At 69.1% G+C, this 26,754-nt stretch carries 24 protein-coding genes; 8 read left to right on the forward strand and 16 right to left on the reverse strand.

Annotated elements, in window-relative coordinates:
* The first annotated feature begins 79 nt into the window (after nucleotides 1-79).
* Complete coding sequence (locus ACTWQN_RS17605) at nucleotides 80-2,407, forward strand: aminotransferase class III-fold pyridoxal phosphate-dependent enzyme (RefSeq protein WP_443204574.1); 2,328 nt, start codon at nucleotides 80-82, stop codon at nucleotides 2,405-2,407.
* 5 nt (nucleotides 2,408-2,412) lie between these two features.
* Here the strand turns inward: ACTWQN_RS17605 and ACTWQN_RS17610 are convergent, their stop codons facing one another.
* From ACTWQN_RS17610 to ACTWQN_RS17655, 10 genes are all read right to left on the reverse strand, one after another.
* Nucleotides 2,413-3,915 carry a serine hydrolase domain-containing protein gene (locus tag ACTWQN_RS17610; protein ID WP_443204575.1) on the reverse strand — a complete coding sequence of 501 codons (1,503 nt, stop codon included), beginning with the start codon at nucleotides 3,913-3,915 and terminating at the stop codon, nucleotides 2,413-2,415.
* Between the two features lie 92 nt (nucleotides 3,916-4,007).
* Nucleotides 4,008-4,838, reverse strand: coding sequence for an alpha/beta hydrolase (locus tag ACTWQN_RS17615; RefSeq protein WP_443204576.1), 831 nt, complete (start codon nucleotides 4,836-4,838; stop codon nucleotides 4,008-4,010).
* A gap of 71 nt (nucleotides 4,839-4,909) precedes the next feature.
* Nucleotides 4,910-5,725: a cupin domain-containing protein gene (locus tag ACTWQN_RS17620; protein WP_443204577.1), complete on the reverse strand. Its 816-nt coding sequence runs from the start codon at nucleotides 5,723-5,725 to the stop codon at nucleotides 4,910-4,912.
* An 83-nt stretch (nucleotides 5,726-5,808) separates the two neighbouring features.
* The gene (locus tag ACTWQN_RS17625) at nucleotides 5,809-6,897 is read right to left on the reverse strand and encodes an isocitrate/isopropylmalate dehydrogenase family protein (protein ID WP_443204578.1); all 1,089 of its coding nucleotides are present in this window, start codon (nucleotides 6,895-6,897) and stop codon (nucleotides 5,809-5,811) included.
* A gap of 133 nt (nucleotides 6,898-7,030) precedes the next feature.
* Nucleotides 7,031-7,864 carry an ABC transporter ATP-binding protein gene (locus tag ACTWQN_RS17630; RefSeq protein ID WP_443204579.1) on the reverse strand — a complete coding sequence of 278 codons (834 nt, stop codon included), beginning with the start codon at nucleotides 7,862-7,864 and terminating at the stop codon, nucleotides 7,031-7,033.
* Nucleotides 7,861-8,607: an ABC transporter ATP-binding protein gene (locus ACTWQN_RS17635; RefSeq protein WP_443204580.1), complete on the reverse strand. Its 747-nt coding sequence runs from the start codon at nucleotides 8,605-8,607 to the stop codon at nucleotides 7,861-7,863. The genes ACTWQN_RS17630 and ACTWQN_RS17635 overlap by 4 nt, the downstream gene beginning before the upstream one ends.
* Nucleotides 8,608-8,684: 77 nt before the next feature.
* Nucleotides 8,685-9,545, reverse strand: a complete 861-nt coding sequence (locus tag ACTWQN_RS17640) for an ABC transporter permease (RefSeq protein ID WP_443204581.1) — start codon at nucleotides 9,543-9,545, stop codon at nucleotides 8,685-8,687.
* Nucleotides 9,542-10,495: an ABC transporter permease gene (locus ACTWQN_RS17645; RefSeq protein ID WP_443204582.1), complete on the reverse strand. Its 954-nt coding sequence runs from the start codon at nucleotides 10,493-10,495 to the stop codon at nucleotides 9,542-9,544. Before ACTWQN_RS17645 ends, ACTWQN_RS17640 begins: the two co-directional genes overlap by 4 nt.
* Nucleotides 10,496-10,497: 2 nt before the next feature.
* Nucleotides 10,498-12,141 (reverse strand): ABC transporter substrate-binding protein, encoded by a 1,644-nt coding sequence (locus ACTWQN_RS17650; protein WP_443204583.1) that lies wholly within the window; start codon nucleotides 12,139-12,141, stop codon nucleotides 10,498-10,500.
* 14 nt (nucleotides 12,142-12,155) lie between these two features.
* Nucleotides 12,156-13,325, reverse strand: coding sequence for a C45 family autoproteolytic acyltransferase/hydrolase (locus ACTWQN_RS17655; RefSeq protein ID WP_443204584.1), 1,170 nt, complete (start codon nucleotides 13,323-13,325; stop codon nucleotides 12,156-12,158).
* Between the two features lie 118 nt (nucleotides 13,326-13,443).
* Here ACTWQN_RS17655 and ACTWQN_RS17660 point away from each other — a divergent pair, with 118 nt between their 5' ends.
* On the forward strand, nucleotides 13,444-14,367 hold the full coding sequence (locus ACTWQN_RS17660) for a MurR/RpiR family transcriptional regulator (RefSeq protein ID WP_443204585.1): 924 nt from the start codon (nucleotides 13,444-13,446) through the stop codon (nucleotides 14,365-14,367).
* A 225-nt stretch (nucleotides 14,368-14,592) separates the two neighbouring features.
* Here ACTWQN_RS17660 and ACTWQN_RS17665 read toward each other — a convergent pair whose 3' ends face one another.
* The 4 genes from ACTWQN_RS17665 to ACTWQN_RS17680 all read right to left on the reverse strand — a co-directional run bounded on the left by ACTWQN_RS17665 (nucleotide 14,593) and on the right by ACTWQN_RS17680 (nucleotide 17,756).
* Complete coding sequence (locus ACTWQN_RS17665) at nucleotides 14,593-15,867, reverse strand: ATP-binding protein (RefSeq protein ID WP_443204586.1); 1,275 nt, start codon at nucleotides 15,865-15,867, stop codon at nucleotides 14,593-14,595.
* 89 nt (nucleotides 15,868-15,956) lie between these two features.
* Nucleotides 15,957-16,265 carry a hypothetical protein gene (locus ACTWQN_RS17670; RefSeq protein WP_443204587.1) on the reverse strand — a complete coding sequence of 103 codons (309 nt, stop codon included), beginning with the start codon at nucleotides 16,263-16,265 and terminating at the stop codon, nucleotides 15,957-15,959.
* 236 nt (nucleotides 16,266-16,501) lie between these two features.
* Nucleotides 16,502-17,362 (reverse strand): hypothetical protein, encoded by an 861-nt coding sequence (locus ACTWQN_RS17675; protein ID WP_443204588.1) that lies wholly within the window; start codon nucleotides 17,360-17,362, stop codon nucleotides 16,502-16,504.
* An 85-nt stretch (nucleotides 17,363-17,447) separates the two neighbouring features.
* On the reverse strand, nucleotides 17,448-17,756 hold the full coding sequence (locus ACTWQN_RS17680) for a hypothetical protein (protein WP_443204589.1): 309 nt from the start codon (nucleotides 17,754-17,756) through the stop codon (nucleotides 17,448-17,450).
* A 126-nt stretch (nucleotides 17,757-17,882) separates the two neighbouring features.
* On the opposite strand from ACTWQN_RS17680, the gene ACTWQN_RS17685 reads away from it, so the two are divergent.
* Nucleotides 17,883-19,661: a serine/threonine-protein kinase gene (locus ACTWQN_RS17685; protein ID WP_443204590.1), complete on the forward strand. Its 1,779-nt coding sequence runs from the start codon at nucleotides 17,883-17,885 to the stop codon at nucleotides 19,659-19,661.
* Between the two features lie 866 nt (nucleotides 19,662-20,527).
* Nucleotides 20,528-21,331, forward strand: coding sequence for an SAM-dependent methyltransferase (locus ACTWQN_RS17690; RefSeq protein WP_443204591.1), 804 nt, complete (start codon nucleotides 20,528-20,530; stop codon nucleotides 21,329-21,331).
* A gap of 131 nt (nucleotides 21,332-21,462) precedes the next feature.
* Here ACTWQN_RS17690 and ACTWQN_RS17695 read toward each other — a convergent pair whose 3' ends face one another.
* Together ACTWQN_RS17695 and ACTWQN_RS17700 are read right to left on the reverse strand one after the other, a co-directional pair.
* Nucleotides 21,463-22,818: an MmgE/PrpD family protein gene (locus tag ACTWQN_RS17695; protein ID WP_443204592.1), complete on the reverse strand. Its 1,356-nt coding sequence runs from the start codon at nucleotides 22,816-22,818 to the stop codon at nucleotides 21,463-21,465.
* On the reverse strand, nucleotides 22,815-23,645 hold the full coding sequence (locus ACTWQN_RS17700; RefSeq protein ID WP_443204593.1) for an IclR family transcriptional regulator: 831 nt from the start codon (nucleotides 23,643-23,645) through the stop codon (nucleotides 22,815-22,817). The genes ACTWQN_RS17695 and ACTWQN_RS17700 overlap by 4 nt, the downstream gene beginning before the upstream one ends.
* Before the next feature lie 76 nt (nucleotides 23,646-23,721).
* Here ACTWQN_RS17700 and ACTWQN_RS17705 point away from each other — a divergent pair, with 76 nt between their 5' ends.
* The 4 genes from ACTWQN_RS17705 to ACTWQN_RS17720 all read left to right on the forward strand — a co-directional run bounded on the left by ACTWQN_RS17705 (nucleotide 23,722) and on the right by ACTWQN_RS17720 (nucleotide 26,741).
* Nucleotides 23,722-24,201 (forward strand): AbrB family transcriptional regulator, encoded by a 480-nt coding sequence (locus ACTWQN_RS17705; RefSeq protein WP_443204594.1) that lies wholly within the window; start codon nucleotides 23,722-23,724, stop codon nucleotides 24,199-24,201.
* A 26-nt stretch (nucleotides 24,202-24,227) separates the two neighbouring features.
* Nucleotides 24,228-24,683, forward strand: a complete 456-nt coding sequence (locus tag ACTWQN_RS17710) for an AbrB family transcriptional regulator (RefSeq protein WP_443204595.1) — start codon at nucleotides 24,228-24,230, stop codon at nucleotides 24,681-24,683.
* A gap of 83 nt (nucleotides 24,684-24,766) precedes the next feature.
* Nucleotides 24,767-25,216: a tripartite tricarboxylate transporter TctB family protein gene (locus tag ACTWQN_RS17715; protein ID WP_443204596.1), complete on the forward strand. Its 450-nt coding sequence runs from the start codon at nucleotides 24,767-24,769 to the stop codon at nucleotides 25,214-25,216.
* A 13-nt stretch (nucleotides 25,217-25,229) separates the two neighbouring features.
* On the forward strand, nucleotides 25,230-26,741 hold the full coding sequence (locus ACTWQN_RS17720) for a tripartite tricarboxylate transporter permease (protein WP_443204597.1): 1,512 nt from the start codon (nucleotides 25,230-25,232) through the stop codon (nucleotides 26,739-26,741).
* The last annotated feature ends 13 nt before the right edge of the window (nucleotides 26,742-26,754 follow it).

The raw sequence follows: 26,754 nt of genomic DNA on the forward strand, positions 1-26,754 counted from the left end.
TCGCTCCGCCGATCCCCGACATCACAAACAAGATCAAAGACCGGCTCTGAGCACATTCGCAGGGAAAGGACACGGCGTCATGACCACAGAGTGGGCCGGACCGGACGGATCGGCGACCGACGTCTTCGCGGAGCCCGCACCCGTGTTCGCCGCCGGTCGGCTCCGGGACGTGCTGCGCGAGCATTGGGACCTGCCTGATCCGGAGCTGCGATCGCTCGACAGCGAACGCGACCTCAACGGGCTCGTCGACGGCCGGTTCGTCGTCAAGGTCTCCAACCCCGCCGAGAGCGCCGAAGTGGTCGACATGGAGGTCCGCGGGCTCGCCCACGTCCACGACTCGGACCCCGGGCTGCCGGTCCCGATCACGGTCCCCGCCCAGTCGGGCGCGCCGATCGTGCGCCTGCGCGATGACACCGGCCGTGACTGCCTGGCCAGGCTGATCACGCTGCTGCCGGGGAACCCGCTCGAAGGAAAGCCGCTCGACATCGGACTCGCCGAGCAGGTCGGCGCCGCCACCGCGCGGATGTCCGTTGCCCTTCGGGGTTTCTTCCATCCGGCGGCGGGCCGAACCCTGATGTGGGACATCAGGAGGATGCCGATCGTGCTGGCCGATTCGGGCATCGGAGCCGGGTCGTGGCAGGACCTCGCGGTCCGGGTGACGCCAGCGCTTGAGGCGACCCGCACGCTCCCGTCCGGTGTCCAGCACGCCGACGTCACCCTCACCAACGTGCTCTCCGAGTCGGGCACCGTCAGCGGCGTGATCGACTTCGGCGACATGCACCACACAGCCGCCGTCTGCGACCTCGCCGCGAGCCTGACGTCGGTACTGCGCGGAGCGGGTGGCGACGGCGACATGTGGCGGCTCGCCGATGCCGTGCTCCGCGGCTACCAGCGTCATCGTGAGCTGGCCCGGGCTGAAGTGGCTCTGCTCGGCGAACTCGTGATCGCCCGCCTGCTGACGACGCTGGCGGTGTCGGCGACACGACGCGGTCCGCATCACGACAACCACCGGTACATCACCCAGTACGACCAGGGCAGCGAGCAGGTCCTGGAGTTGCTCGGCCGGCTCGGTCCGGACCAGCTCGCGGACCGGATGGAACGACTTGCCGGTACCCGTGAGCTCGCGAGCGCGATCCCCGGGCACAGCCTGCCGCGCCGCCGAGCCGAGGCGATGGGCGGCGGACTGTCGCCGCTGTTCTACGGGCGGCCGGTCGAGGTGGTGCGCGGCGAGGGCCCATGGCTCCTCTCCCCTGACGGCACGCGTTATCTGGACGCCTACAACAACGTCGCCGTCATCGGGCACACTCACCCCGCGGTCACCAATGCGGTCAGCAGGCAACTGGCCGCGCTGAACACCCACTCGCGATACCTGCACGCCGGCGTGGTCGACCTCGCCGAGCGCATCCTGGCCACGATGCCGCCGGAACTGGACACCTGCCTGTTCACCACGTCCGGTACCGAAGCCAACGAACTCGCCTGGCGGCTGGCGACCGAATACACCGGCGCCACCGGAGCGATCATCGCGGAACACGCCTACCACGGGACGTCCAAGTGGATGGCCGACCTGAGCTCGAACGAGTGGCCGGAGGGTTACCGGCCGCAGCGCGTCGCAACGTACCCCGCACCGCACGGTCCCGCCGCCGAACTGACGCGAGCCGTTGCGGCGCAACGCGTTACCGGTGCCGCGGCGGCGCTGCACGGCACGGGTGAGAGCCCCGCGCTGGTGCTCGCGGACTCGCAGTTCACCTCCGAAGGCATCCTCGACGTGCCCGGCGAGTTCGCCGCCGGGCTCGTCGACGGCGCGCACGGCGTCGGCGCCCTGTACCTCGCGGACGAGGTGCAGTCGGGTTACGGCCGCAGTGGTCCGCACCTGTGGCGCTTCGCGCTCGCCGGAGTCACGCCGGACATCGTGACGCTGGGCAAGCCGATGGGTGCCGGTTACCCCATCGGCGCGGTCGTCACCCGGCGCGAGATCGCCGACGTCCTCGCCAGGAGCTATGAGTACTTCTCCACCTTCGCGGCGACACCGGTCGCTGCCGCCGCCGGTCACGCCGTCCTCGATGTCCTGCAGCTGACCGGCTTGCCCGAGCAGGCGGTGGAGGTCGGAACCCGGCTCCGCCAGCGGCTGCGCGACCTCGCCGCCGCCGAGCCGTTGCTCGGTGACGTTCGCGGCATCGGACTACTCGCCGGCGTCGACGTGCTCCCCGCCGATGGGGCGAGCTCCCGCGCGATGACCCGCGCCCTGCTCGATCGGCTGGTCGAGCAGGGCGCGTTCGCCGGTTCGACCGGCCCGCGCGGCGATGTGCTGAAGGTCCGGCCGCCGCTGGTCTGGGAGCCCGCGCACGTCGACCTGTTCATCGACCGGCTCCACCGGGCGCTGTCCGCGCTACGGGCCGAGGGGGCGTGACGCCGTCACCGGTGCCGGGGAACGCCCCGGACCGGTGGCAGCTCGGTCGGGCCTGAGTTGACGTTGACCTCGCGAGCTACCGCGACGCCAGCGGCGTCGAAGCGCAGCGTCAGCTGGTCGACGAACGGCGATTCGAGGAAGTGCCAGGTGAGGCGCAGGACGTCGTCCGTGGTGGGATCTTCGTCGCTCGGGGCGGACCACTGCGCGGCCGCCAGGATGGCGGCGGACGCGTCCTGGTAGGAGTGGTGGAGCCGCCACACGCTCGCTCCGGTGTCCTGCCGGATCCAGTGCCCGACGCCGTGTTCGACTTCGTGGCGACCGAGCTCATCATCGAGGACGAGCAGCACCGATTCGTCCCGCACCTCGACCGACAGGGAATGTAGGCCGTGCTCGTTGGGTTCGAAGTCGTAGGTCTCCCGGAAGCCGACCCGGCGTGTCCCGGCACGCAGTGGCTCCGGCTGCCGCGCGTGCCGCACCCACCGGCCGATCTCGTCACTTCCGTCCAAAGAGGACTCCTGGTCGCCCGCCATGGCACCGAAGGCGTTGCGGAACGTCTTCCGGAGCATTTTCGGGAGATCGTGGTAGGTGCCGTTGCCCATCGCGCCGGTGACGACGACGACCCCGTCCTGGTCGGGGAAGACCATGCACTCCTGGCCGAAAATGCCCGAGGCGTTGTAGATCCCGTCCTCCGTGGTCCAGAACTGAAAGCCGTAACCCGAGTCGGCGACGGCGTCCGTGGCGGGACCGACGAGTTCCGTTCCATTCCATTCCCCGCTGAGGGCGCGCCGGACGTGCAGGGCCGAGGCCTTCTGCGGCCAGCCGGTCGGCAGGACCCGCTTGCCCTGCCACACACCGTCCTGGAGGTAGAGAACCCCGAAGGCGAGCAGGTCACGCGGTCGCATCGAGAGGCCGTTGCCGCCGCTGGCCACGCCGTCCGGGTCCCGTTCCCAGTCGAAGTCCACGATGCCCAGCGGTTCGAACAGGCGCGGGCTCAGGTACTCGTCGACGGGCTGCCCGGACGCCTCCTGCACGATCGCCGAGAGGACGTGGCTCGTCGTGCTGCTGTACACGAACCTGCGGCCCGGCAGCTCGACCACCGGTTCCTCTAGGAACTCGCCGACCCAGCCGGTCCGCCGCAGCCGGGTCGTCGCACCCGACAGGCCACGACCGTGCCCGGTCTGCATGGTCAACAGGTCACGAACCCGCATCCGGCTCAGGTTCTCGCTGGGAGCCGCGGGCAGCCGACCATCGAAGAAGTCCACGACCGGGTCGTCGAGCCCGAGCAGCCCCTCGGCCTCGGCGAAGCCGACAGCCGTGCCGGTGAAGCTCTTGGTCGCCGAGTGGAGCTTGTGCTTGAGATCCGGGTCGTGCGGCCATTGCCACAGATCGAGCACGGTACGCCCGCGCCAGTGCACGAGCAGCGAATGCAGTCGCATGCCTCGGTTCGACAGGTCCCGAAGAAGCGTGCTCACGGGGCCCATGCCCACGGTCGCCAGATCGGTCGCCATGGTCACCGTCCTTTCGTGGGTGGGCCGAACGTCGGCCGATATCGTTGCGGCGCTGGTTCCGTGCCGGCCGAGGTGGCCCGCGCGGGGCTGGATCACCGCCTGCTCACCAACTCCGCCATGAACTCCTGGACCACGGGAATCACCTCGCTGCCCTTGTGGGCGACGCCGGGAACGACGTCGAAACGGACCTCGATCCCGTGCGCGGTGAAGTTGTCGCGCAGCGTCTCCAGCCGCTCGATCCGGGTGCTGCCGGTCTTCTCGACACCGTCCATCCAGTTGGGCCCGCCGGGGTTGTTGATCTCCCAGCTCTCGACGTCGTCGCCGCCGACCACCATTTGCACCGGAACCCTCCGCACGGCCTCGATGTCGATCTCGATGCCGAAGCGCTCCGCGAACCCTCCGGTCCCGAGCCACCAGGGCAGCGAGTCGTCGAGCTGCGTGATTCGGCCGGGCGCGCCGATCGAGATGCCGGCCAGCCGGTCGGGATGCGCGTAGAGGAAGCGGTGCGCGAACTGCCCGCCGCCGGAGAAGCCATGCAGGTAGAACTTCTGGGTCTCGGTGTTGAACCGCTCACCGACCTCGTCGACGATGTGCAGCAGTTCGTGGTCGAACCGGATCCCCTCGTACTCCAGGAACTTGAAGCTGTGCAGCTCCCCGGGCTCCACCAGCCCGGCCGGGAACAACGGCGTGAGGATGACGCAGCGGTGCTCGATCGCGAAGCCCTTCCACCGGTCCCGGTAGAGCTCTGCCGACCGCCCGGTACCGTGCTGGATCACGACCAGCGGCAGCGGTGCCGCGTCGGGCGTGTGGTCCTTGGGCACGTACAGGGCGTAGGACAGGCGCTGGTCGTGCCGCGAGGCGAAGAACGGCGTGCCGCCGATGAAGTGGGCGCCCTGCGAATCGCGTTCGGCGGTGTTCACCATGGTTTCGTGTGCTCCTTGCTCGTCACTGGCTAGTTCGGGTCGCGGGGTCGCGACGCGCGCGGGATCCGCCGTCAGAAGGCGGTCAGAACGTGGTGGAAGTGCTCGACCTCCGGCAGCCCGGCGATCGAGTCGCCGATGAGCTCGCGCCAACGCCGGAACTCCGGCGAGTTCCGGAACCCCGACGTGTGATCGTCGACCGACTCCCAGCCGACGACGAGCCGGTACCGCAGCGGGCTCTCGTGCGAGCGCTCCAGGACGAACGTGCGTGCTCCCTTCGCACGCTGGAACAGGGGCGCGGCCTCGGCCACGGCCGCCTCGAACGCCTTCTCCCGGCCCGGCAGTACGGTGATCAGCGCTGTCTCGCGCACGATGCTGGCCGAGCTCACGGGCCCGTCGGGGTGCTCGGCGTCGATCCGGGAGCGCTCCCCCGACTCGACGATCGTTCTGGTCGCGTCCGGCGAGGCGTACGTCCAGAAGATCTTCATCGGCTCGGTGTCCGAGGCGTTCTCGAAGTGATGGGGGATGTTGGCCGGCACGAACGTCGTGTCGAATACGCGCAGCCGGGCCCGCTCACCGTCGATGTCCACAATGGCCTCGCCCTGCACGATGACCACCGACTCGGCGACGTTGTGGGTGTGATGCGCGATCGCCGCTCCCGGCTCGAAACTGGTGATGCCGTTGAGAAACGCCGTGGCACCCCGCGCGCTCGTCACGAGCGGCACCGTGCGCGCGCCTGCCCCGCGGTCCTTGGCGGGCAGCTCGTCGGGCCGCAGGATCGATGGCTGCTGCCGGTTGTCGGCGGTCATGCCTGGACCACCGGGCCGATCCACACGGTCTTCACGTTGACGAACTCCCTGATTCCGTTCGAGTTGCTCGGGCGTGTGCACGTCGTACCCGGCGATGCGGTCGCCGGGTTGACGGACAGGGGCATGTCCATTCCTTTCAACAGTGCGGATCGCGAGGATGGACGTCAGTTCGGGGTCGAGACCGCACGTCTCCCGGTGAGCAGCCGCGCCACCACGTGGTCGGCGAACTCGGCGGTGCCCAGGCTGCCGCCCAGGTCGCGGGTGCGCGAACCCGGATCGTCGAGCGTCCGCTCCACGGCGGACTCGATGCCTGCCGCCGCCTCGACCAAGGCCTCGTTGCGGTCGCGCCGGCCCCGCCAGTCGAGCAGCATCGCCGCGGAGAGGATGAGCGACGTCGGGTTGGCGATCCCCTGGCCGGCGATGTCCGGCGCGGAACCGTGCTGTGCCTGGGCCACCGCGACGTCGTGGCCGACGTTGAGCGAGCCGCCGAGGCCGAGGCTGCCCGAGAGTTCGGCCGCTTCGTCCGAGAGGATGTCGCCGAACATGTTGGTGGTCACGATCACGTCGAAGGTGTCCGGCCGCCGGATCAGCGCGGCCGCGGCGGCGTCGACGATCAGTTCGTCGAGCTGGACGTCGGGGAAGTCCTTCGCGACCTCGCGCACCTCGCGGAGGAAGAGCCCGTCGGAGAGCTTGAGCACGTTGGCCTTGTGCACCGCGGTCACCTTCCGGCGGCGTCCTCGGGCGAGATCGAACGCCGCCCTGGCAACCCGTTCACAGCCCCGGGCACTGATCTTGCGGATGCTGAACGCGTTGTCGGCGTCCGGCATGAACTCGCCGGTGCCCGCGTACATGTTGCGGTCGGAGTAGAAGCCCTCGGTGTTCTCGCGGACGAGGACCAGGTCCATCGGTGCCCGCAGGACACTGAGCTCCGCCCTCGACCGGCATGGGCGGACGTTCGCGAACAACTCGAACCGAACGCGGAGCTCGGCCGACGGGTTGAGCCCACCCTCGTGCCGCGGCGGGTACTCGTAGTGCGACACCGGACCGAGGACCACGCCGTCGACCTCGGGGATCCGGTCCAGCACCGTCGGCGGGAGCGTCGTGCCCTCGCGGGCCAGGCTGGCGAAGCCGATGTCGGCGGTCTCCAGTTCGAGGCCGAGGTCGTACGCGGCGTCGGCCGCGTCGAGCACCTTTCGGGTCGGGGCGAGGATCTCCGGGCCAATGCCGTCCCCGGGCAGTACGAGCAGTCTCATCGTGGCGACCAGTTCACCTTCTGAATCTTCGTCCGGGCGGACGACGCTGTCCGGCGAAGGCGCCGGGAACAGCCGTGCCGGTGTGTTGTCTGCGAACTCGTCGACGGCCGGCGGGGTGGCCGATCGGAACCCGTCATCGCGTGCTCGCGAAGGCGGCCCGCAGTTCGGCGACGCGCTCGGGTTTCCAGTTCGGGCCTGGTGCGGACGACAGGAGCATCTCGGTGTAGGGGTGCTGGGGGCGGCGCAGCACGTCTGCCGTGGCACCCTGCTCGACGGCCTCTCCCTTGTACATCACGAGAATCTCGCTGGTCACTTCACCGACCACGGCGAGGTCGTGCGTGACGAACACCAGGCTCACCCCGGTGTCGACGCGGATCTCGTTGAGCAGCCTCAGGATCTGCGCCTGGACGGAGACGTCCAATGCAGACACCGCCTCGTCGAGCACGAGCACGGCGGGGTCCACGGCGAGGGTTTTCGCGATGGCGACCCGCTGCCGCTGGCCGCCGCTGAGTTGGTGGGGCCGGGATCCAAGATGCTGCTCGGAGAGCCCGACACAGTCCATCAGCTCGGCGATCCGGGCCCGCACGGTCTCCTTGGCCGGATCGGGCAGATGTCGGCGCAGGACATCACGCAGTGCGGCCTCGACGCTCAGCCTTCGGTCCAGGGAACCGTATGGATCTTGGAAGACCATCTGGACTTCCTTGGCCCGGCGCAGGCGCGCGGACCTGCCGCGCTCCTTCCGCTCCCTGCTACGGCCGTTGATCGCGATCGTGCCAGCGTCGGGCCGGGTGAGGCCCACCAGCACGCGGGCGACCGTGGTCTTGCCGGAGCCGGACTCGCCGACCAGCCCGAGCGCCTCGCCCTTGCGGACGCTGAAACTCACGTCCTGCACCGCGACCACGCGGGCCGCCCCGCGCCGCCCCGGAAACGTCTTGGTCAGGCCGCTGACCCGCACCGCGTCGCTCATGCCCGCGCCTCGATCGAGTTCGGGGCGGATTCCCGATCGGGAAGCTTGGGGACGGCGTCCGCCAGCGCCTTGGTGTACGGGTTGGCCGGGTTCACGAAGATCGTGCTGGCCTTTTGGTGGTCTACCACGGAACCGTCCTTCATGACGTAGACGCGGTCGCAGTACGCGGCGGCGAGCTGCAGATCATGGGTGATGAACAGGACACCCATCGACCGCTCTCGCTGGAGCCGCCGGAGCAGCGCGAGCACCTCCGCTTGAGTGGTCACGTCGAGCGCGCTCGTCGCCTCGTCCGCGAGGAGCAGGCGGGGACTGATGCTCAGCGCCGCGGCGATCACCACGCGCTGCAGCATGCCGCCGGAGAGCTGGTGCGGGTACGCGTGTAGCACGTGGTCCGTGTTGTCGAGCCCGACCTCGGCGAATAGCGACGCGATCCGCTCGCGTGCCTGCGCTTTGGCGACACCGTGGACGTGGACTAGCCGTTCGGTGGCCGAGTCTCCGATGCGGCGCACCGGGTTGAGCGCCGCTCGCGGCTCCTGGAAGATCATGGCGGCCAGTTCCGACCGGATCTTCTGCACGGTCGCCCGGTCGTCCGCGACAATGTCGTATCCGCAGACCGTGATGGTGCCCGACAGCGACGCGTGGTCGGGTGCCAAGCGAAGCGCGGCTCTCGCCGTCGTCGATTTGCCGGAGCCGGACTCGCCGACCAGTCCCACCGTCTCGCCCTCGGCGACATCGAGGGACACGCTGCGCAAGATTTGCCGAGAGCCCGCAGGGCCGGGCACCGACAGGCTGAGGTCTTCGATCGCCAACAACATACGCGTCACGTCCTCACTGCAAGCTTGTCGGAAAGGCGAACCCCGACGACGTTGGTCGCGACGACCACGATCGCGATCGTGAGACCCGGGATGATGGCAGGGCCGAAGAAACCCTGGATCACGCCCGCACGGCCCTCCTGCACCATCAGGCCCCATTCGGAGCTGGGCGGCTGCGCGCCGAACCCGAGGAAGTTGAGCGCGGCCAGGCTCATCAGCCCCTCGCCGAACAGCACCACGAGGTAGCCGACGAGCGTGGGCAGCAGGTTCGGCAGCACGTACCTGCCGAGCAGCTGGACGCCGCCGACTCCCTGCAACCGGTAGGCGTCTACGTACGGCCTAGCCAGCTCTTCGAGCGCGATCGCCCTGGTGAACTTGGCGATCACCGGCGCGAAGGCCAGGCCCATACCGATGACCGCCGTCGCGGACCCCCGATCGAACACCGCGATGATGAGCACCACGAACAGGAGTCCCGGGAACGCGAACATGACGTCGGTGACCCGGGCGAGCACGGTGTCGACCCAGCCGCGCCGCCACGCCGCGATCACCCCGATGAGCACGCCCAGCGCCGTGGCGAAAGCGAGCAGGGCGATCGCTCCGAGCAGGCTCGGCCTCGCGCCGTGGATCACCCTGGACAGGATGTCCCTGCCGAGCTGGTCGGCGCCGAGCCAGTGCGCGGAGCTGGGAAGCGCCCAGATGGCGGAGAAGTCCGGGTCGTCGGGCTCGTACGGCGCGACGAGCGGGGCGAACACCGCCGCGGCGACAGCGACGGCCAGGATTCCGACGCAAACACCGAAGGTCCACCGGGAGCCGCGCCGACGGCCCCCGGCCGAGGCTGTCGGGTGTGACCGGAGACTGTCGATCGTCACGATCGGTCACTCCTTATCAGGGTGCGTGCGTCGAGGAGGGGGTAGAGCAGATCGACGAGGATCGTGACCACCATGTACGCGAGCACCATGTAGAGCAGGATTGCCTGTACCACGGCGAAATCGTGCGTGTTGATGGATTCGACGAGCAGGCTGCCTACCCCGTTGAGGCCGAACACGCTCTCGATGACCGTGGTTCCCGCGAGCATTCCCGCGATGGTGAGCCCGCACATGGTGACCACCGGGCCGAGCGAGTTGCGCAGCACGTGCCGATACACGATCCGCCGGGTGCCGAGCCCGTAGCTGCGTGCCGCTTCGACGTGATCGAGGGCCTGCTGCTCGACCATGGTCTGTCTGGTCACGCGGCTGATGAGCGCGAGCGATCCGAGCGCGAGCGCCACCGCGGGCAGCGTCAGGTGATACAGCCGATCAGCGAAACCGGCACCATCGCCGACCACCGGGAACCAGCGCAGCTGCACCGCGAAAACCGACACCAGTCCGAGCGCCACCACGAAGTTCGGCACGGAGTTCACGAAAGTGGTGCCGCCCGTGATGAACGAGTCGAGTGGGCCGCCCCGGCGCAGCGCCGAGGCGACACCGAGCGAGACGCCGATGACGACGAACAGCACCGTGGCCATGGCCACGAGCGTCAACGTCATCGGCAGCCGCGACGCCAACAGCTCGGAGACCGGCTGCTGGTAGAAGAAGGACGTGCCGAGGTCACCGTGCAGCACGCCCTTCGCCCACAGGGCGTACTGCACGACCAACGGCTGGTCCAGGTGGTACTCGGCGCGCACCGCCGCGATCCGCTCCGGCGTCATGTTCTCCGGATTGCCGATCAGGAAGGTCACCGGGTCGCCTGGCGCGGCATAGATGCCCGCGAAGATGACGAATGAGCTGATGGCCAAGGTGAGGAACATGGCGCCGAGCCGCCGCAGAAGTGTGGCCGCCATGCTCAATTGCCCTTCGCTCCGAGGTCGGCAGCCCACGAGTAGTTCCGGAAGCCACCGGACGCGGGAACACCGGTCACGTCGTTGGCGAGCACGACCGTGGTCGGGCTCTGCACGACGGACAGCCACGGCATGGCCTCGGCCCACCGCTGCCCGAGGTCGATCGCGAGATCGGCCCGCTTCGCGTCATCCAGCTCAGCCCTGGCCTGCAGCACCAGGGCGTCGTACTGGGGGTCGTTGAGGACCCAGTTGACCGACGAGTCGGAGGCACCGTTCTTGTAGAAACCGACCGGGTCGTTCTTCGAGATGAAGTAGTCGTCGGTGAACAGGTCGGCCTGCTTGCGGAACTCCGGATCGCTGTAGTAGTCGCCGTACTGCTGGGGCGGGATCTGGATGATCCTGGCATCGAGGCCGATCGTCTTCGCAGCGTCCACGATCGCGTTCGCGATCACGTCGCGCACCGTGGTGCCGTCGCTGGCGACTACGATCTGCTGCGTGTTGCCGACCTCGGCGACGAGCTTCTTCGCCGCCTCGATGTTCTGCGCGGTGGGCTTGGCCGGTGCCCCAGCGGCCAACTGCTCCGACGCCGCCCGGAACTTGTCGGCCTGGTATCCCCACGCGCCCTGGCCCACCGGTTCGGTGGCAGGCAACCCGAAACCAGCGAGCGCAGCCCGTGAGACGCCGTCCCGGTCGAGCGCTAGCGAGAGCGCCTTGCGCAGTCTCACGTCGGTGAGCGCGCCGCGCTCAGTCACCATCGAGTTCCACACGCGGGTGTCCGGGCCCTGGCTGACCGTCGTGTTCGGACCGTTCGCCAACCGGGCAGCGGACGCGATGTTCTCCAGGTACGCGCCGTCGGCCTCGCCGGTGAGCAGCGAGTTGACGACGGCGTCGTCATCGGCCCACCGGATGGTGAGCTCACCGGTCTTCGACACGCGCGCCTTGTCCCAGTAGTCCGCGAACTTGCCGAGGACGATCCGCCGCCCGGACTCCCACGACTTCAGCTCCAGGGGCCCCGTGCACGCGTCGCCGCCGCTCGGCGTGCCGAAGGCAGCGCCTTGAGCCTCGACGGTCTTGCGCTCGAAGACGACACCACCCGTACCGGCCAGGGCCTTCACGAACACGGCGTCGGGCTGCGTCAGCGTGACCGTCACCTCGGTGGGCCCGGTCTGGCGAATGTCGCTGACGTTGCCGAACTCATCGGACTCGTTCGCCCCGTCGGCGCGGTGCCGGTTCATGCTCCACACCACGTCGTCCGCCGTCATCACGTTGCCGCTGTGGAAACGGACGCCCTGGCGGATTGTGAACACGAGAGTCGTCGGCGACGTCCACTCGTACTTCTCGGCAAGCCCGGGCTTGATCGTCAGATCGGGCTGCGCCTGGACGAGCCGTTCGCACACGTTGCCCATGACGGTGTCGGTGGTGGCACCGGAGGCGTCGTTGTCGAGGTCGAGAGTCGCCGGCTCCTTGGGCATGAACCAGGTGGCCTTGTCGAGCGGCCCCGTGGCAGCAGGCGTGCTGTCGACCAGCCGCACGTTCTCCCTGGCCTGGGACGGAGAGACGCCCCCGCCGCCACAACCGGCGACCAGTACGAGTGTCGCGCACCCGAGCGCACCGGCGGAGAGCCGGTGGGAATGGCGATGTCTTGTCATGACAGTTCGTTTCCCTAGTTGGCGTTGTTGTGGGAAGTGGTGCGATCGCCGCCCGGCCCGTCGTACAGGCGCCACGGCAGAAGCTCGTAGTCGTTCTCGCAGGGATTGCCCGCGGCCAGCCGGTACTCGCCCGTGGTGAGGTCGACGAGGCTGGACATGATCGTCTTGTTCCGCCTGACGGCGGGCCGGCCGGGATCGGCGTGGGCGCACACGCTGTCCGGGAGTCCTGTGTGGTCGCTCATCGTCTCGGCGATGACCTTGCGGACCCCGGCCGAGTCACGGGCGCCGGAGGCAAGGCCGAGACCGCGCGTGATGATCGGCACCCGGTACAGGGAGTCCACGGGAGACGGCCGGTACGTCTCGCGCAGTCGTTCGGGGACACCGAATTGGTAGTGGTTACCGTGCACAAGGATGCCGTCGGCGGGGTAACCCCAGCGATGCGCCACCGGTGTCGTCTCCAGGTCGATGGCAACGCCGTCGCGATGCGTGATCAGCAGGTTGGTCGCGATGTGCTGGTGCACGTCGAACGGCACTTGGAGCGCCGCACGCAGGCTGGCAGAGTCGAGGATCAGCCGCCGCAGCACCGGCTGGGGCACGCCGATCCCGGCTTCGAACCGCCCGCCCAGGCCGTTGGCGTTCAGCGCGATTCCCGCGGAGTTGGCGCCCTGCCTGCCGATCTGTCCGGCCTCGACCTGCATGATGATCGTGGGCTTGGGCGGCTGCACCACCCGCAGCAGCACGGTCGTGGCCTCGACCCCGGCGCGCCAGTCCCAGTTCTGCCCGCAGTAGGTGTGTCCGTCCCCTGTCACCTCGGGCAACAGCGCGTAGGAGCTGCACCCGTCCACGGGCTCGGACGAGCGGCCCCGGCCGAAGCCGCTGTCGTGATTGCGCACGATCTCGCCCCGGGCGTTGAGCGCGAGGATCTCGTCGGGATGCAGGCCGGCACCCTCGGCGATCGCGTCCATCTCGACCAGCAGGTCCGGTGCGCTGCCCTCGATCAGCGCCCGCCACTGACGTGCCGCGACGAGCACGTCGGGCCAGTCCAGACCGGACGACGCCGCGAACGCGTCCCGGTAGAACTCCACCGAACCACGGATCTCGGCACGCGCGGCCTCGCCGTAGGCGGCGCCGCGTTGCCGCGCATCGCCGGAGACCTCGATGAGCGGGACCACTCTCTTCGGCATCCCAGGAATATCCTCTCACCGCAGACAGCGTGACCGTAACGTGGACTACAAATTGACGGTATCCGTAGCAAAGACTACGGTGAAGATAGCCGTATCGAGAAGAAAGTCAACCTCCGCTGTGAACGATCAGCCCGAAGACGACCCGCTGCGGGAGCGGATCGCGAGCAAACTGGCCGACCTGCCTCCCGCCGAACGACGGGTCGCCGAGTACCTGCACGACCACGCACCGGAGATCATCTTCGCGACGGCGGGCGAGATCGGTGCGGCGACCGAGACCAGCGACGCGACCGTCATCAGGACCGCCAAAACGCTGGGCTACTCGGGCCTCCCCGAGCTCAAACGAGAGGCCGGCAGCCGGGCGCTCGGCAGGACCCGGCCGTCAGCACGGCTCCGGAGCCGGATCGACAAGGCGAGCCGAGAGACCGAGTCCCTGCTCGACCACGTGTTCACCGAGGCGACCGAACGGCTGCTAGAGACCCGCAGGCTGATCACGGAGGAGGACTTCGTCGCGGCCGTCGACCTGCTCACGAACGCCCGCGAGGTCGTCAGCTTCGGCCTCGGCCCGTCGGAGATGAGCGCGCACTACCTCACCCTCCGGCTACGCAGGCTCGGTCGGCAGGCCCGGCAGATCAGCACCACGGGGTTCCGGCTGGCCGACGACCTGCTAGGGCTCCAGAAGTCCGATGTCGTGGTCCTCTACGTGCCCGGCCGGCTGTTCAACGACGTCTACGTCCTCCTCGACCACGCACAGGCGGTGGGTTCCCCCGTCCTGCTGTTCTCCGATGCCCTGCTGCCGGTCCTCGCCGATCGCGTGACGCTCACCCTGACGGCCGTGCACTCGGGATCCGGTTTCACCGGCGAGGGGCTCAGCGCGCTGCTGCTCACCGACTGTGTGGCGCTCGGCATCGCCGCCAGAGATCGCGATCGGGCCACGAACACGTCCGAGTTGCTCAACTCGCTGCGCAACGCCTTGACCCAGCCCGAGCCGCGCAAGCGGACGACCCGCCGTCCCCGGCGACCGGAGAAGGGCACCGCATCGTGATGCGCCGCGAGACGTGCGACTGAGGACGAAGAGCGGAAACAAAAGTGAGGCCGAGACCCTCGATCAATTCGGCTTGAACACAGCCAGCACGATAGCCGATCCCTGGTAACAACGGCGACGAGCATGCGGTTCATCGGGGCGCCAGCCGGAGCGCCGTCGGGGGAGATGAAAGCGATCCAGCACATCAGACATGTACACGTCGGTTTGCCCGGTCGTACTGCTGACCTACAGGCGGGTATAGGTTTCGATATCTTGTTCGAATTCGGAGATGGTGGCGGGTGTGAGGGTGGGGCGGGTGTCGGCGATGGCTTTGAGGTAGTCCTCGGTGGTGGCGGGTCGTTGGTCGGTGTGCAGAACATCGCGTTCGAATGCGGTTTGTGCGCCTTTGCGCGCGGCGAATTCGATGTCGGCCGGGGTGAACAGGTCGCAGTGTTCGACGAGTTGGTCCAGGTCGACGGTGTCGCGTGCGGGGCCGAGGTAGCGCGACCAGATCGCGCTGCGGGCGGGCGGGTCGGGTGGTCCGACGGGGATGAGGTAGTCGAATCGCCCGGGGCGGAGGAAGGCGGGGTCCAGGGAGCGCACCGAGTTGGTGGCGCAGACCAGCAGGCGGTGGTCGTGTTCGCGGAAGCCCGGGATGAGTTTGAGGAGTTCGTTGGTGACGCCGTGGGCGAGGCCGGCTGTGGGGGTGGCGCGGATTCCGGCGATTTCTTCGACCTCGTCGATGAACAGGACCAGGTCGTCCAGGTCTTCGAGTTCGGCGAACACCGCACGCAGCGAGGCGGCTAGCCCGTCCGGGGAGTCCGCAGCCAGGCGTGAGGGGAACAGTTCCACGAAGGGCCAGTTCAGCCGGGAGGCGATGGCTTTGGCGAAGCTGGTCTTGCCGGTGCCCGGAGGGCCGAACAGCACGACGGCCTTGGGTGGGCGCACGCCGTGGCGTTCGGCTTGCACGGGGTGCGACAGGGGGAGCACGACCCGGCGCTCGATGACGCTCTTTTCTCTTTTCATCCCGGCCAGGGCTTCCCACTGGCCGACGGGCAGTAGTCGGCCGCCGAGCTGTTCGAGCAAACCGAATTCGGCCGGGTCCAGGAGCTCAACCTTCTCGAAGTAGATCAAACCGGTGCGGGGCCGGTAACCGGAGTTTTCCATGGCCTTGAACCCAGCCGCGCCCTCCGGGACCAGGCTGCAGATCCGGTGCACGCCCAGAGTGCGGAGCTTCTTCTCTAGTTCAGCGAGCAACGCACTGCCGATCCCCCGGTGGCGCCAGCGGGCGTCTAGGGCGAACAGCGCCAGCCAGGCCCGCTCGCCTTCAACTTTGGCTGCGGCCATGCCCACCACATCGTGTTCGACGACGGCCACCAACGCCGGATGTCCGGCCCGCGCGATAGACACCACCTCGGCCGCCGAGAACACCGGTTCTACAGGGTCACGGCTCTGATCCCAGATGTGGATTGCTTGATCCAGATCGTCATCGCGAAAGTCACGCACCCGCCAAACCGGCATGGCACACCTCCCCTAGTAGCACAGTGGTGGCAAATGGTGTGCCGCTCGACGGGCGTGATGGCCCACCGAGCGGCGGTCTGGTTGGCCAGTCAGTCGACGGTGGGTTCGTGGCATGTGCAATTGAAGTCCATGGCGGAAGAGTCGGCGAGAGCGGTGACGTCGCCCACTTCGCAGTTTTCGACGACGTCGCGCTCCGGCGACAGGCGCAGGCCCGTCATGCGACTACCCGCGATCTCCTCCCGCGAGGCCTCCGCGTGCGGCTGGGTGCCCGAAACGGCTAGGTACCAGTCGTCCGCAAACCGGACCAGCCGGTAGTTGGAGAGACCTTGGCGTCGTCTGGCCCGTTCATATTGGCTGGCGTCGGCACTTCCTGGCGCCAAGGCGATGTGCTCGTCCAACACCGACAGTGTACGTCCGGCAAGGAATGTCGTTCGGTCTTGGAACATTCCCTCGCAAAGCAACAGGTCCATCTGGAATTCCGGTCGTCGCCGGGTCCTCGGAAGCCCCGCGCTGGCCAGGTTCACGCCGACCCGGCTGCCGTCGCGTGCCGTACGCGCGGCCGGGCGACGTGCTCAAGATCGAGAAACTGTCGGTGCTGCATCGGGCGAGACGGAGAACGGGGTCATGTCCAGGTTCAGCCCAACGCACTGCCCGTCCGCGTCCGACATACCCGCGCCGGAGCGCTCCCACGGCCGCCACCACGCCAATCCCCCGGCCACCACTGCGAGCACCAGCAGCGCCGAGATGATCTTGTGGCGGCGCCACCACGGCCAGGGGCGTACCGGGGCAGGCGTCGAGCGTGGTAATGAAGACATCCCCAGGTCCAATCCGCGTCGGCCTGTGACACCAGGCTGGTCGACTCCGCGGGCACCAGCCACGGGGCGGTGGCCCACGCAGCGACGGTGACGAACTCCTCGATGTCGACGTCCAGCAGGTGATGCGACAGCCGCAGGTCATCGAGGCGCTCCCGCCAGGAGCGCGCCTTGGCCGGATCGTCGGGCCACAGCGTGTCCCGCCGCTGCTTGTTCAACGGGCCGCCATCGAGCAGGTCCTTGATCGTGTGCACGGCCTGCGGCAACCCACCGCTGGCGCGCTGCGCGAGCCTGGCTTCCGGGGAACGGACGCTGGTGCGGAGGATCCGGGCGGTCTCCTCGATCTTCAGCGGCTCCAGCAGCACCGGAAGGTAGGTCGCGGTCGGCCAGCGCTCAGCCGGATTGGTGCGCCAGTGACCGACGTTCCGGCAGCGCGGCACCACCGACACGTCATCGGGCTTGCTCTCGACCGACTTCCACGGCGGATGCCAGTCGGACTCCCAGTCCGGGTGCCAACGGCCACTCGTGGCGATGATCAGCAGCGGATCGTGTTCCTCGTGCTGACGCAGATGCCTTTCGCGGGCGGCGGTGATGTCCTCGATGAACCGGAATCCGCCGCCGTGATCGACGTTGTCCAGCAGCACAATCCAGTTGTGCAGGTGCGGCTGCCTGGCTGGATTCACGCACGCGCACGGGCTCTTGGGCTCGGGCTTGCACCTCGTCGGCGTCGCGCAGTGCGGGCCCCTCGCCCGACCGCGAGGACCGGTGTCACGCGGGCGAGATGCTCAGGACCGCCTTCCCGTCGCCCACGGCCACAGCTTTCACCTCTAGGCCGTTCATGATCGTGGATCGCCCGGTGTCCAGCGGCGACGTTATCGATCCGGATTCGAGCTTCGCACCGATCTCCATCACGCCACCGGCGATGCTCCGCACCCGCATCAGGATGAACCCGTACTGCCGAGGTACTGGGACCACGGCCGAGGGGGATACCAGCACCTCGCACGTCCCGTCCCCGCAGGCAACCAGGTTCTCGCCGTCCTTGGCCGCGGGCAAGGCGGCCGAGCGGCTGGGCGCCAAGGAAGGAGGGCGATGCTCCCTTGGGCGTCGTTGCTCCGATTTGGCGTCCTGGCCCGGTAAAGCTGGCCTTGCAATAAGCTGGTGCCACGTTGTTCGAGCCACCCCAGCCAGCGGAGCGGAGGAGCGGTGTGCACTGGTCGTTTGATCAGCGGCCGATACCGGCTGACGGAGCACATCGGGTCAGGTGGGAACGGCGCGGTCTGGCGCGCCAATGACGAGGAACTGGGCCGGAACGTCGCGATCAAGCACGCTCTGTCGCAGCACAGCGAGCAGGGCGCCGAACGGGTCGGCCGCATGCGGCGCGAGGCCAGGGTCCTGGCGCAGGTGAACCACCCGAACGTCGTCACGTTGTTCGACGTGGTGGCCGACAGTGGCGAATGGCTGCTGGTCATGGAATACCTCCCCGTGCCGGACCTCGCCCAGCACGGCACCCTGCCTCCGGCACGGGTGGCCCGGCTCGGCGCTCAACTCGCCGCCGGGTTGGCAGCGGTGCACGCCGAGGGCCTCGTGCACCGCGACATCAAGCCCGGGAACGTCCTGGTCACCGTCGACGACGTCGCCAAGCTGAGCGACTTCGGGGTCTCGCGGGCCGTGCACGCCGACGTGACCTTGACCGACACCGGCCTGCTCTCCGGAACACCCGGCTTCATCTCCCCCGAGGTGGCCAACGGCACGGAACCCACTGCGGCGTCGGACGTGTTCTCGCTCGGCGCCACTTTGTTCGCCGCGGTCGAGGGCGTGTCGCCGTTCGGGGATTCCAAGAACCCCCATGTGCTCCTGCGGCGGGCCGCGGAAGGCGACGTTTCCGCACCCCATCAGGCCGGACCGCTCGCTGCGGCTCTGTCCGCGTTGCTACGGGTCGACCCGGCGAAGCGGCCGACAGCGGCGGAAGCCGCGTCGATGCTGGCGGACATCGCCGCCGGCGCTGGGACCGAAACCGAGCCGGGTCGTCGACGCGGCGGTATCGCTGTCACGGCCCTGATCTCCGCCACCGTGGTCGGCGTGCTGGCGCTCGGTGCCCTGCTGGCGACCAACCTCTTCCCCGGCTCCACGGACCGCGCCGCACAGCCGGGCTCGGCCTCGGTCGTCGGCGACCCCCGCACAGCAGACCCCTGCGCCCTGACCAATCCGGTAGCGCTCGCCCGGTTCGGCGAAACCGAACTGGACGTCGACTACGGCAACTTCAACCGGTGCGATGTCATCGTGCGGTCCGGCGACAGCGAGGTGGACATCGAGGTGCGGCTCACCACCACCGAGGCGCTGCTCGGGCGGGTCGAGAAGATCGGCGCGCTGGACGTCGTGCGCGAGCCGGAAGAAAGCGGCGAATGCGCGCGAACCCTGGCGCTTCCCGACAGCCGCACGTGGGTCGCGATCAGCGCGGAGCAGGAAGGTGAAGGCCCCGCCGACCTCTGCGGCATGGCTGAGACAGCGGCGGTGAGCGCGGCCGAGGTGCTGTCCCGGGGCGAGATTCCGCGCCGCCCGGCCGCCGAGTCCGCGTCGCTGATCAACGTGGACGCGTGCGCGCTGCTCGACCCCGCTGGGCTCTCGCGCTTCCCGGGTGTCGACGCCATCCGTCCGCAAGTCGACTTCGGCAACTGGACGTGCCGGTGGAACAGCACCACCAGTTCTGCCTCGCTCCGGCTCATCTTCGAGCGCAACCAGCCGTTGACCGCGAGCGACGGGCAACCCCGCCAGCTCGCCGGCCGCCAGGCCTTCGTCACGCCCGGGAGCTTCGGCGACGATTCGTGCGAGGTCGGCATCGTGCACCGGGGATATCCCGGCGAAGACGGGAAACCGATGGTCGAACTGCTGCTCGTCGTGGTCAACGGGCCGCAGCCCATCGACGAGCTCTGCCGCCTGGCCACCGACCTGGCCGAACCCGCCGCCGCCAAGCTCCCCCGTTGACTACTACCGCACGTCATGTTCCGGGAATCGTCGAGCAGTCGCGGGTCCGGCGGCACGAGGGTGGTGCTTCCCATGAGTTCGCGGATCAGGTTGTGGTTCAACGCGTTCGAAGGCATCGCGGTCACGAAGATCCCGCCGCGCGACCCGGCTTGAGGACCTCCTTCGCCACCTGGGAGGCGGTCGAGCCGCCGTCCGGTTTGCCCGAAGATCGCAACTAACAGGCCGTCAGCGCCCTGCCTTCCGCAGGAAGCCGCAGGCTGGGGGAGGAAACGTGATAGACCGAATATGCACGGACAACGTGCCGCCAGGCGAGCGCGTCGACTACTGGCAACACGTGGTCTCCGAAAGGTTCGTCCGATGTGTTACACGAATTGGCCAGCAGGACGCGACGTTCCGAGGCAGCATTGCCTCGACCAGGCTCGTTGCAGTCAACTACTCCCTCGTCGAGTATTCCGCGAACGGGAGTTATGAAATCCGTCGTAACGCGAGGCACATCCGCCAAGAGGACGGCAGCGGGTTGGTTGGTCGTGTGAGTGTGGGAGCACGAAGATCCCGAGGTCGCGGCTGACCGTATTGCGCAACTGGCGCAGGAACGCGGAACCCACAGGTGTCCCTGATAACGCGTGGCGAGCAGTGGGCATTCAGCCACCACCAGTCTTGTCGACCTTCGGTTGAAGCGCTAGAAGCAGGGTGCCTCGGAACTTGCACCCCCACCAAGCGATCCGCAGCGTGGGCGGGACACCGATCGGGAGTGGCCGCACACAAGCAGCAGCCCCGGATCGTTACAACGGACAGTCCACGACGACGATACTGACGAGCATCCACCGGAACCATGAGGGAGACCCACCGTGTCGATCTTGGACCCTGTGCCTGACTTACCGGCGACCGTGGACACCAGCCAGCCGAGCGCGGCCCGCGCCTACGACTACTTTCTCGGCGGCTCGCACAACTTCACCGCCGACCGCGAGTTCGCCGACCGAGTGCTGGCCATCGCGCCGAGCATCCCGGCCGTGACCCGGCTGAACCGGTCGTTTTTGCACCGCGCCGTGCTTTACTCCCTCGACCAGGGCATCCGCCAGTTCCTCGATCTCGGCTCCGGCATCCCGACGGTGGGCAACACCCACCAGGTCGCCGAACACGCCGGCGTCCCGGCCCGCGTGGTCTACGTCGACAACGAACCGGTGGCCTACCACCACGCCCAGCTCGTGCTGGCCGGGTCGGAGACGACGACGATCATCCAGGCCGACATGCGCGAGGTGTCCGCGGTGCTCGACGACCCGGACACCCGCCGACTGCTCGACTTCAGCCAGCCGGTCGGGCTGCTCGTTGTCGGCGTGCTGCTGTACCTGAAGGACCCGCAACCAGCCGAGCTGATCCGCGCCTACCGGCAACGCCTTGCGCCCGGCTCGCTGGTCGCCGTGTCCACACTGACCGCCGAACACGCCTCGCCGGCGCTGCGTGCCGAGATGGACCTGCTGCGCGGTGCCTACGAAGCCGCCGGCGAACCCGTGTACCCACGTGACCACGCCGAGATCCTGTCCTGGTTCGACGGCCTCGACCTGGTCGACCCGGGCCTGGTCACTCTGCCCGAGTGGCACACCGACGACCCGAACGAACTCGATGACGTGGCCAGACCGCTTGGCTACGGCGCGGTCGCGCGAGTGCCCTGACGCGAGATCTGCGGCGTTGCCCTTGCCGACAACCTCGTCTGCCCTGTTGAGACGCGGCGGGCACGCCGTACGGGCGGGCCGACCGCAGTTGCTCAATGGTGCGCGCAGGCAGGGGTGCGTGCGTCGGCGGGTCAGCGGGGCGTGGCGAGCTCCACCAGCCGCGTCACGTCCTGCAGCTCGGCCACCTTCCACAGGGCCTCTTCGAGCTCAGTCGCCTGGGAGGCGCCGAGAACCGGGTCGGCCAGACCGTGGAACTTCGCGGCGAGGTCGGCGTCGCTGATCCGGTTCTGCGGGGTGCCGGTGGCGTGCTCGACGACGACCTCGATCCGCCGACCGCCCGTGGTCCGGCCGACGGCCACGGCCTCGCTGTGGTTCAGCTCGGTGCTGGCCACCGGCGTGATCCGGGACATGAGGGAGCGCACGCGCGCGTCGACCACCTTCTCGTCGGTGAACTGGTGCTCGCCCGCGGTGCCTTCGAGCAGCGCGATCGCGCACGCGAACGTCACGCTGAACTTGCCCTCAAGGCCGGTGCGCGGCTCGGTCTTGCCGGTGAGTTCGAGGACGAGGGGGTGGACGGTCAGCTCGACGCGCTCGATGTCGTCGGCGGTGAGGCCGTGCACCGTGCGCAGCTGCCGCACGGCGTCGATCGGCGGATGGGTGACGACGCCGCACGCGTAGGGCTTGACGCCGTTGTCGAAGATCTGCCACGTGTCCCCCAGCTCGGAGGTCAGGTCCTCGGGCGTGGAGCGGGTCGACATCACCGCGAACATCCCGCGCCGGCCCTGCAGCGGGTCTGGCGCGGCGGTGAACCCGCCGGAGGCGAGCAGCGCGGCGAGCATGCCCGCGGACGCCGCGCGGCCGGCGTGGAAGGGCTTGGTCATCGTGCCGAACTGCTCGCGGTGACCGGCGGCCTCGGTGGCGGCGATCGAGACGGCCGCGACGGCTGCCGCCGGGTCGAGGTCAAGCAGGCGGGCGCTCGCGACGGCCGCCCCGAGCGGCCCGGTGGTGCCGGTCATGTGCCAGCCGACGTCGTAGTGCTCGGGGTAGATCGCATTGCTCGCCCGCGCCGCCAGCTCGTAGCCGAGCGCGTGCGCGGCGATGAGGTCGAGGCCGCGGCTGCCCTTCCACTCGGCCAGCGCCATGCCAGCGGCGTAGAGCGGTGTGGTGGGGTGCAGGATCGTCGGGACGTGGGTGTCGTCGAAGTCGAAGGCGTGCCCGGCGATCCCGTTGACCAGCGCCGCGTCGGTGACCCGCAGCCGCGTGCCCGTGCCGAGGACCGCCGCCTGCCGCTCGCCCCCGAGGGCGGCGAGCTGAGCCGCCGCGATCGTCGGCGCCGGTGCGCCGGAGGCGCCGACGACAAGCCCGACGTGGTCGAGCAGGCAGCGAGTGCTCTCGTGCAGCACCTCGGCGGGGACGCCCGCGCTCGGGGTCTCGACGACGAAGTCAATCAGCTCGCGGGTCCCGGCGTTCGTGCGGTCGTCCCTCATGAGGTGGCCTCCTGGGCTTGGGTTGGGGTTGCGGTCCGTACTGGGGTGAGGCCGTAGCCGAGGCGTGCCGAGAGCGTGCTGCCTGCGCTCATCGCCACCGGGGCGAGCACTTCGAGCTCCTCGCGGCCGGCGCGGGCGGCCGGGATGCTGATGCTGAGCGCGGCGATGACCCGGCCCGTGTGGTCGTACACCGGCACCGCGAGCGCGACGACCCCGACGACACGCTCCTGCAGCGACATCGCCCAGCCCCGCTCGCGGATCTCGCCGAGCTCGGCGCGCAACCTGGCCGCAGGCACCACGGTCTCGCCGTCGGCGGCGATCAGCTTCGAGCGCAGGACCTTCTGCCGCAGCGCCTCGTCGGCGTAGGCGAGGAGCACCTTGCCCGGGGCGCCCTGGTGCACCGGCCGGGGTGCCCCGATGTCGGTGTAGGTACGGCGCAGCGCCTGCGTGCTCTCGACCTGCGCCACGGTGCGGCGGGCCGGGGTGGCGTCCAAGACGTGCAGGCCGACGGTCTCGCCGCTCTCGTCGCGCAGCCAGGTCATGATCGGTTCGGCCTGCCGGTCGAGCGTGAGGTGGCCGCGGGCGGTGTCGGCGAAGCTCAGCAGGCGCGGGCCCAGCGAGTACGTGGGGCTGTCGGCGAGCTGCTGGGCGAGCCCGTGCACGGCCAGCGCGGTCAACAGGCGGTGGACGGTGCTGCGGCTCATGCCGGTGAGGCGCGCGATGTCCGAGACCCCCGCGATCGGGCGTTCCGGGGTGAACGCGGCGAGCACGCGCACCGCGCGGTCGATCGACTGCACCCCGCTGACCTGGATGTCCTCCGTCTGCATTTCGGGATACCTTTCCGTAATCTGGTACGCTCCAAATCTACAGCTCCTCCCGCCCTCGCACCAGGAAGGCCCGCGGATGCGCACCCTCGTCGCACTCGGAGTCGGCCTCGCCGGAGGCCTGGCGGGGTGGTGGTCGAACCTTCCCGCGGGGCCGCTGCTCGGGTCGTTGCTCGCGGTAGCCACGGTCAACGTGTTCGCGGACGGCCGACTGTCGGTGCCGCGGGCGGTGCGAATCCCCGGCCGGATCCTGGTCGGGGCGACGATCGGGTCGCTCGCGACGCCAGCCCTGTTGCACACCCTGAGCGCGAGCATCGGCTGGGCGATCGTGCTGACCGTCGCCGTCGTCTGCGGGTCACTGCTCGTCGGGCTGTGGTTCGCCCGCGCCACCGGCATCGACCGCCGCACGGCGCTGCTCGGCAGCTGCCCCGGCGGGATGGCCGAGATGGTCGCGCTCGCCGAGGAGTCAGGCGCTCGGGTCGACCTGGTGATCGGGATGCACCTCGTCCGCAAGCTCGTGCTCCTGACGGCGACGATCACGGCCGTAGCCCTGCTGTGATCCTCTCGATCGGGGCCACGCTGGCCGTGAGCAGCGCGGCAGGACTCATCGCACTCCGGTTCCGCCTGCCCGGCGGGGTGATCGTCTGGGCACTCGCTGCGGCCGCCTCCCTGCACCTCGCCGTCGCGGACCTTGAGCCGCTGCCTGGGGCCTTCCGGACCGCCGCGCAGATCCTGATCGGCGTTGCGATCGGCACGGAGATCACCCGCAGCCCGCTGCGCGCGCTCCACGACGTGCGCGGCGCGCTCGCCGTCGAGATGGCCGCGGTCGTACTCCTGTGCGCTGGCGCCGGTTGCCTGCTGGCCGCGCTCACCCCGCTCGACGCGAGCACCGCGCTCTTCGCCCTCGTCCCCGGCGGCGCGAGCGACATGGCCGTCGCCGCGGTCTGGTTCGGCCTGGACGCGGCGCTGGTCGCGGGGTTCCAGGTGGTCCGCCAGCTCCTCGTGTTCGTGGTCGTCCCGCTCGTGCTGGGGCGCAAGTGACGCTTGTGAACCTCTTTCAGCGGTGTTATCTTTTGCCCGCATAGCAGGACGCCGTACCGCAAAGCAGGACACACTGGAGTGCCATGCTGAGACAGCGCTGGCGAGAGCTGACGACAGCTGCCGCTTTCGCCCTCCTCGCCGTCGTGTTCCTGGTCGGGGCCAGAGACCTCGCGTTCGAGGCCCGCGGGATCCCCGGCCCGGGACTGTTCCCCGTCCTCGTCGCCGTGGCAACGCTCGCGTTCAGCGCCGCGCTGGCAGGTACCGCCCTCGTCTCCAAGAACGGAGCGGAGTCCGAGCCGGTCGCGTGGCGTCGGCCGGCGTTCGGTTGTGCCGCGCTCCTCGGGTGCTCGCTCCTCATGTCCCTCGTCGGGTTCGTCGCGGCGATGGTGCTGCTGGTCGGCCTCCTGCTGCTCGGCATGGAGCGACGCCGCGACCGGGTGTCGATCATCAGCGTCGTGGCGGTGCCGGTGGCGTTCTACGTCCTGTTCGCAGTGCTGTTGGACGTCCGCCTGCCCGACGGCCCGTTCGGCTGAAAGGGCGGATCCCGTGGAAGCACTGATCGGACTCGCGAACGGCTTCGCCGAGGCGTTCACGCTGACGAACCTGTTCTACGTCCTGCTCGGCGTCACCGCCGGGACTATCGTCGGCATCCTGCCGGGCCTCGGGCCGCCCGCGACGATCGCGCTGCTCCTGCCGTTGACGATCAACCTGGAGCCGACGACCGGCCTGATCATGCTGGCGGGCATCTACTACGGCGCGAAGTACGGCGGCTCGACCACGTCGATCCTGCTGAACATACCCGGGGAATCGGCGTCGGTGGTCACGACGCTCGACGGCTACCAGATGGCGAGGCAAGGACGGGCCGGGGCGGCACTCGGCATGGCCGCGATCGCCTCATTCGTGGCCGGCACGGTCGGCGTGCTCGGCTTCACGTTCCTCGCCCCGGTGGTCACCGCGGTCGCCTTGAACATCGGCCCTCCCGAGTACGCCGGGATCATGGTCTTCGCGCTTGCGTCGGTGGTGCTGCTGGCCGGCGACTCGATCGTCAAGGGCATGCTCTCCGCGCTGGCCGGGCTGCTGCTCGCCACCGTGGGCGTCGATATCATCTCCGGGGCCGACCGCTACACCTTCGGCCAGATCGACCTGCTCGACGGCATCGAGTTCATCGCCCTCTCCGTCGGCGTATTCGCCGTCGCCGAGGTGCTCGTGAACATCGAGCAGAAGATGGACCGCCCGATCTTCACCGTGCCGCGCAAGCTCCGCGAGCTCATGCCGACCAAGAAGGACCTGACCGACTCGCGGTTCGCGATGGCCCAGGGCTCGGTGATCGGCTTCCTCGTCGGCGCGCTCCCGGGCGCAGGCTCGACCGTGGCATCGTTCCTCTCCTACACGGTCCAGCGGCGGTTCTCGCCCAACAAGGACAGGTTCGGCAAGGGCGCGGTGGACGGCGTCGCCGCCCCCGAGGCCGCCAACAACTCCGAGACCGGCGGCGCGATGATCCCGCTGTTCTCACTCGGGATTCCCGGCTCGGGCACCACCGCGATCCTGCTCGGGGCGCTGATCCTCTACGGCCTCGACCCCGGTCCCCTGCTGTTCCAGGAGAACCCGGACGTCGTCTGGCCGATCATCGCCAGCATGTACATCGGCAACGTCATGTTGCTGGTGCTGAACCTGCCGCTCGTGCCGCTGTTCGCGAGCGTGCTGCGCATCCCGTACCACCTGCTCTACCCCGGGATCCTGATCGTCTCGGTCATCGGCGTGTACAGCGTGCGCAGCAGCATGTTCGACGTGGTGCTGCTCGCGGTCTTCGGCCTCGTCGGCTACCTGATGCGCAAGACCGACGTGCCCGCCGCGCCGCTCGTGCTCGCGTTCGTGCTCGGTCCGCTCGCCGAGCGGGCGGTCCGGCAGGCCCTGATCATCAGCCAGAACGACTGGTCGATCTTCCTCACCCGACCCGTCGCCCTCGGCTTCCTCGTCCTCGCGCTCCTGCTCTTCGTCGGCGCCCTGGTGGGCCGGGGACGGGCGGCCCGGCGCGAAGTCCTCGAAATCGACGCCTGACCCAGGAGGCACC

It is taken from the genome of Saccharopolyspora antiqui, from assembly GCF_052246905.1.
GTDB lineage: Bacteria > Actinomycetota > Actinomycetes > Mycobacteriales > Pseudonocardiaceae > Saccharopolyspora.

Bases quoted from the DNA above. Each gene is read 5' to 3' on its own strand.
- ACTWQN_RS17605 (WP_443204574.1), top strand. From the start codon at position 80: ATGACCACAGAGTGGGCCGGACCGGACGGATCGGCGACCGACGTCTTC.
- ACTWQN_RS17610 (WP_443204575.1), bottom strand. From the start codon at position 3,915: ATGGCGACCGATCTGGCGACCGTGGGCATGGGCCCCGTGAGCACGCTT.
- ACTWQN_RS17615 (WP_443204576.1), bottom strand. From the start codon at position 4,838: ATGGTGAACACCGCCGAACGCGATTCGCAGGGCGCCCACTTCATCGGC.
- ACTWQN_RS17625 (WP_443204578.1), bottom strand. From the start codon at position 6,897: ATGAGACTGCTCGTACTGCCCGGGGACGGCATTGGCCCGGAGATCCTC.
- ACTWQN_RS17630 (WP_443204579.1), bottom strand. From the start codon at position 7,864: ATGAGCGACGCGGTGCGGGTCAGCGGCCTGACCAAGACGTTTCCGGGG.
- ACTWQN_RS17645 (WP_443204582.1), bottom strand. From the start codon at position 10,495: ATGGCGGCCACACTTCTGCGGCGGCTCGGCGCCATGTTCCTCACCTTG.
- ACTWQN_RS17650 (WP_443204583.1), bottom strand. From the start codon at position 12,141: ATGACAAGACATCGCCATTCCCACCGGCTCTCCGCCGGTGCGCTCGGG.
- ACTWQN_RS17655 (WP_443204584.1), bottom strand. From the start codon at position 13,325: ATGCCGAAGAGAGTGGTCCCGCTCATCGAGGTCTCCGGCGATGCGCGG.
- ACTWQN_RS17665 (WP_443204586.1), bottom strand. From the start codon at position 15,867: ATGCCGGTTTGGCGGGTGCGTGACTTTCGCGATGACGATCTGGATCAA.
- ACTWQN_RS17695 (WP_443204592.1), bottom strand. From the start codon at position 22,818: ATGAGGGACGACCGCACGAACGCCGGGACCCGCGAGCTGATTGACTTC.
- ACTWQN_RS17700 (WP_443204593.1), bottom strand. From the start codon at position 23,645: ATGCAGACGGAGGACATCCAGGTCAGCGGGGTGCAGTCGATCGACCGC.
- ACTWQN_RS17705 (WP_443204594.1), top strand. From the start codon at position 23,722: ATGCGCACCCTCGTCGCACTCGGAGTCGGCCTCGCCGGAGGCCTGGCG.
- ACTWQN_RS17715 (WP_443204596.1), top strand. From the start codon at position 24,767: ATGCTGAGACAGCGCTGGCGAGAGCTGACGACAGCTGCCGCTTTCGCC.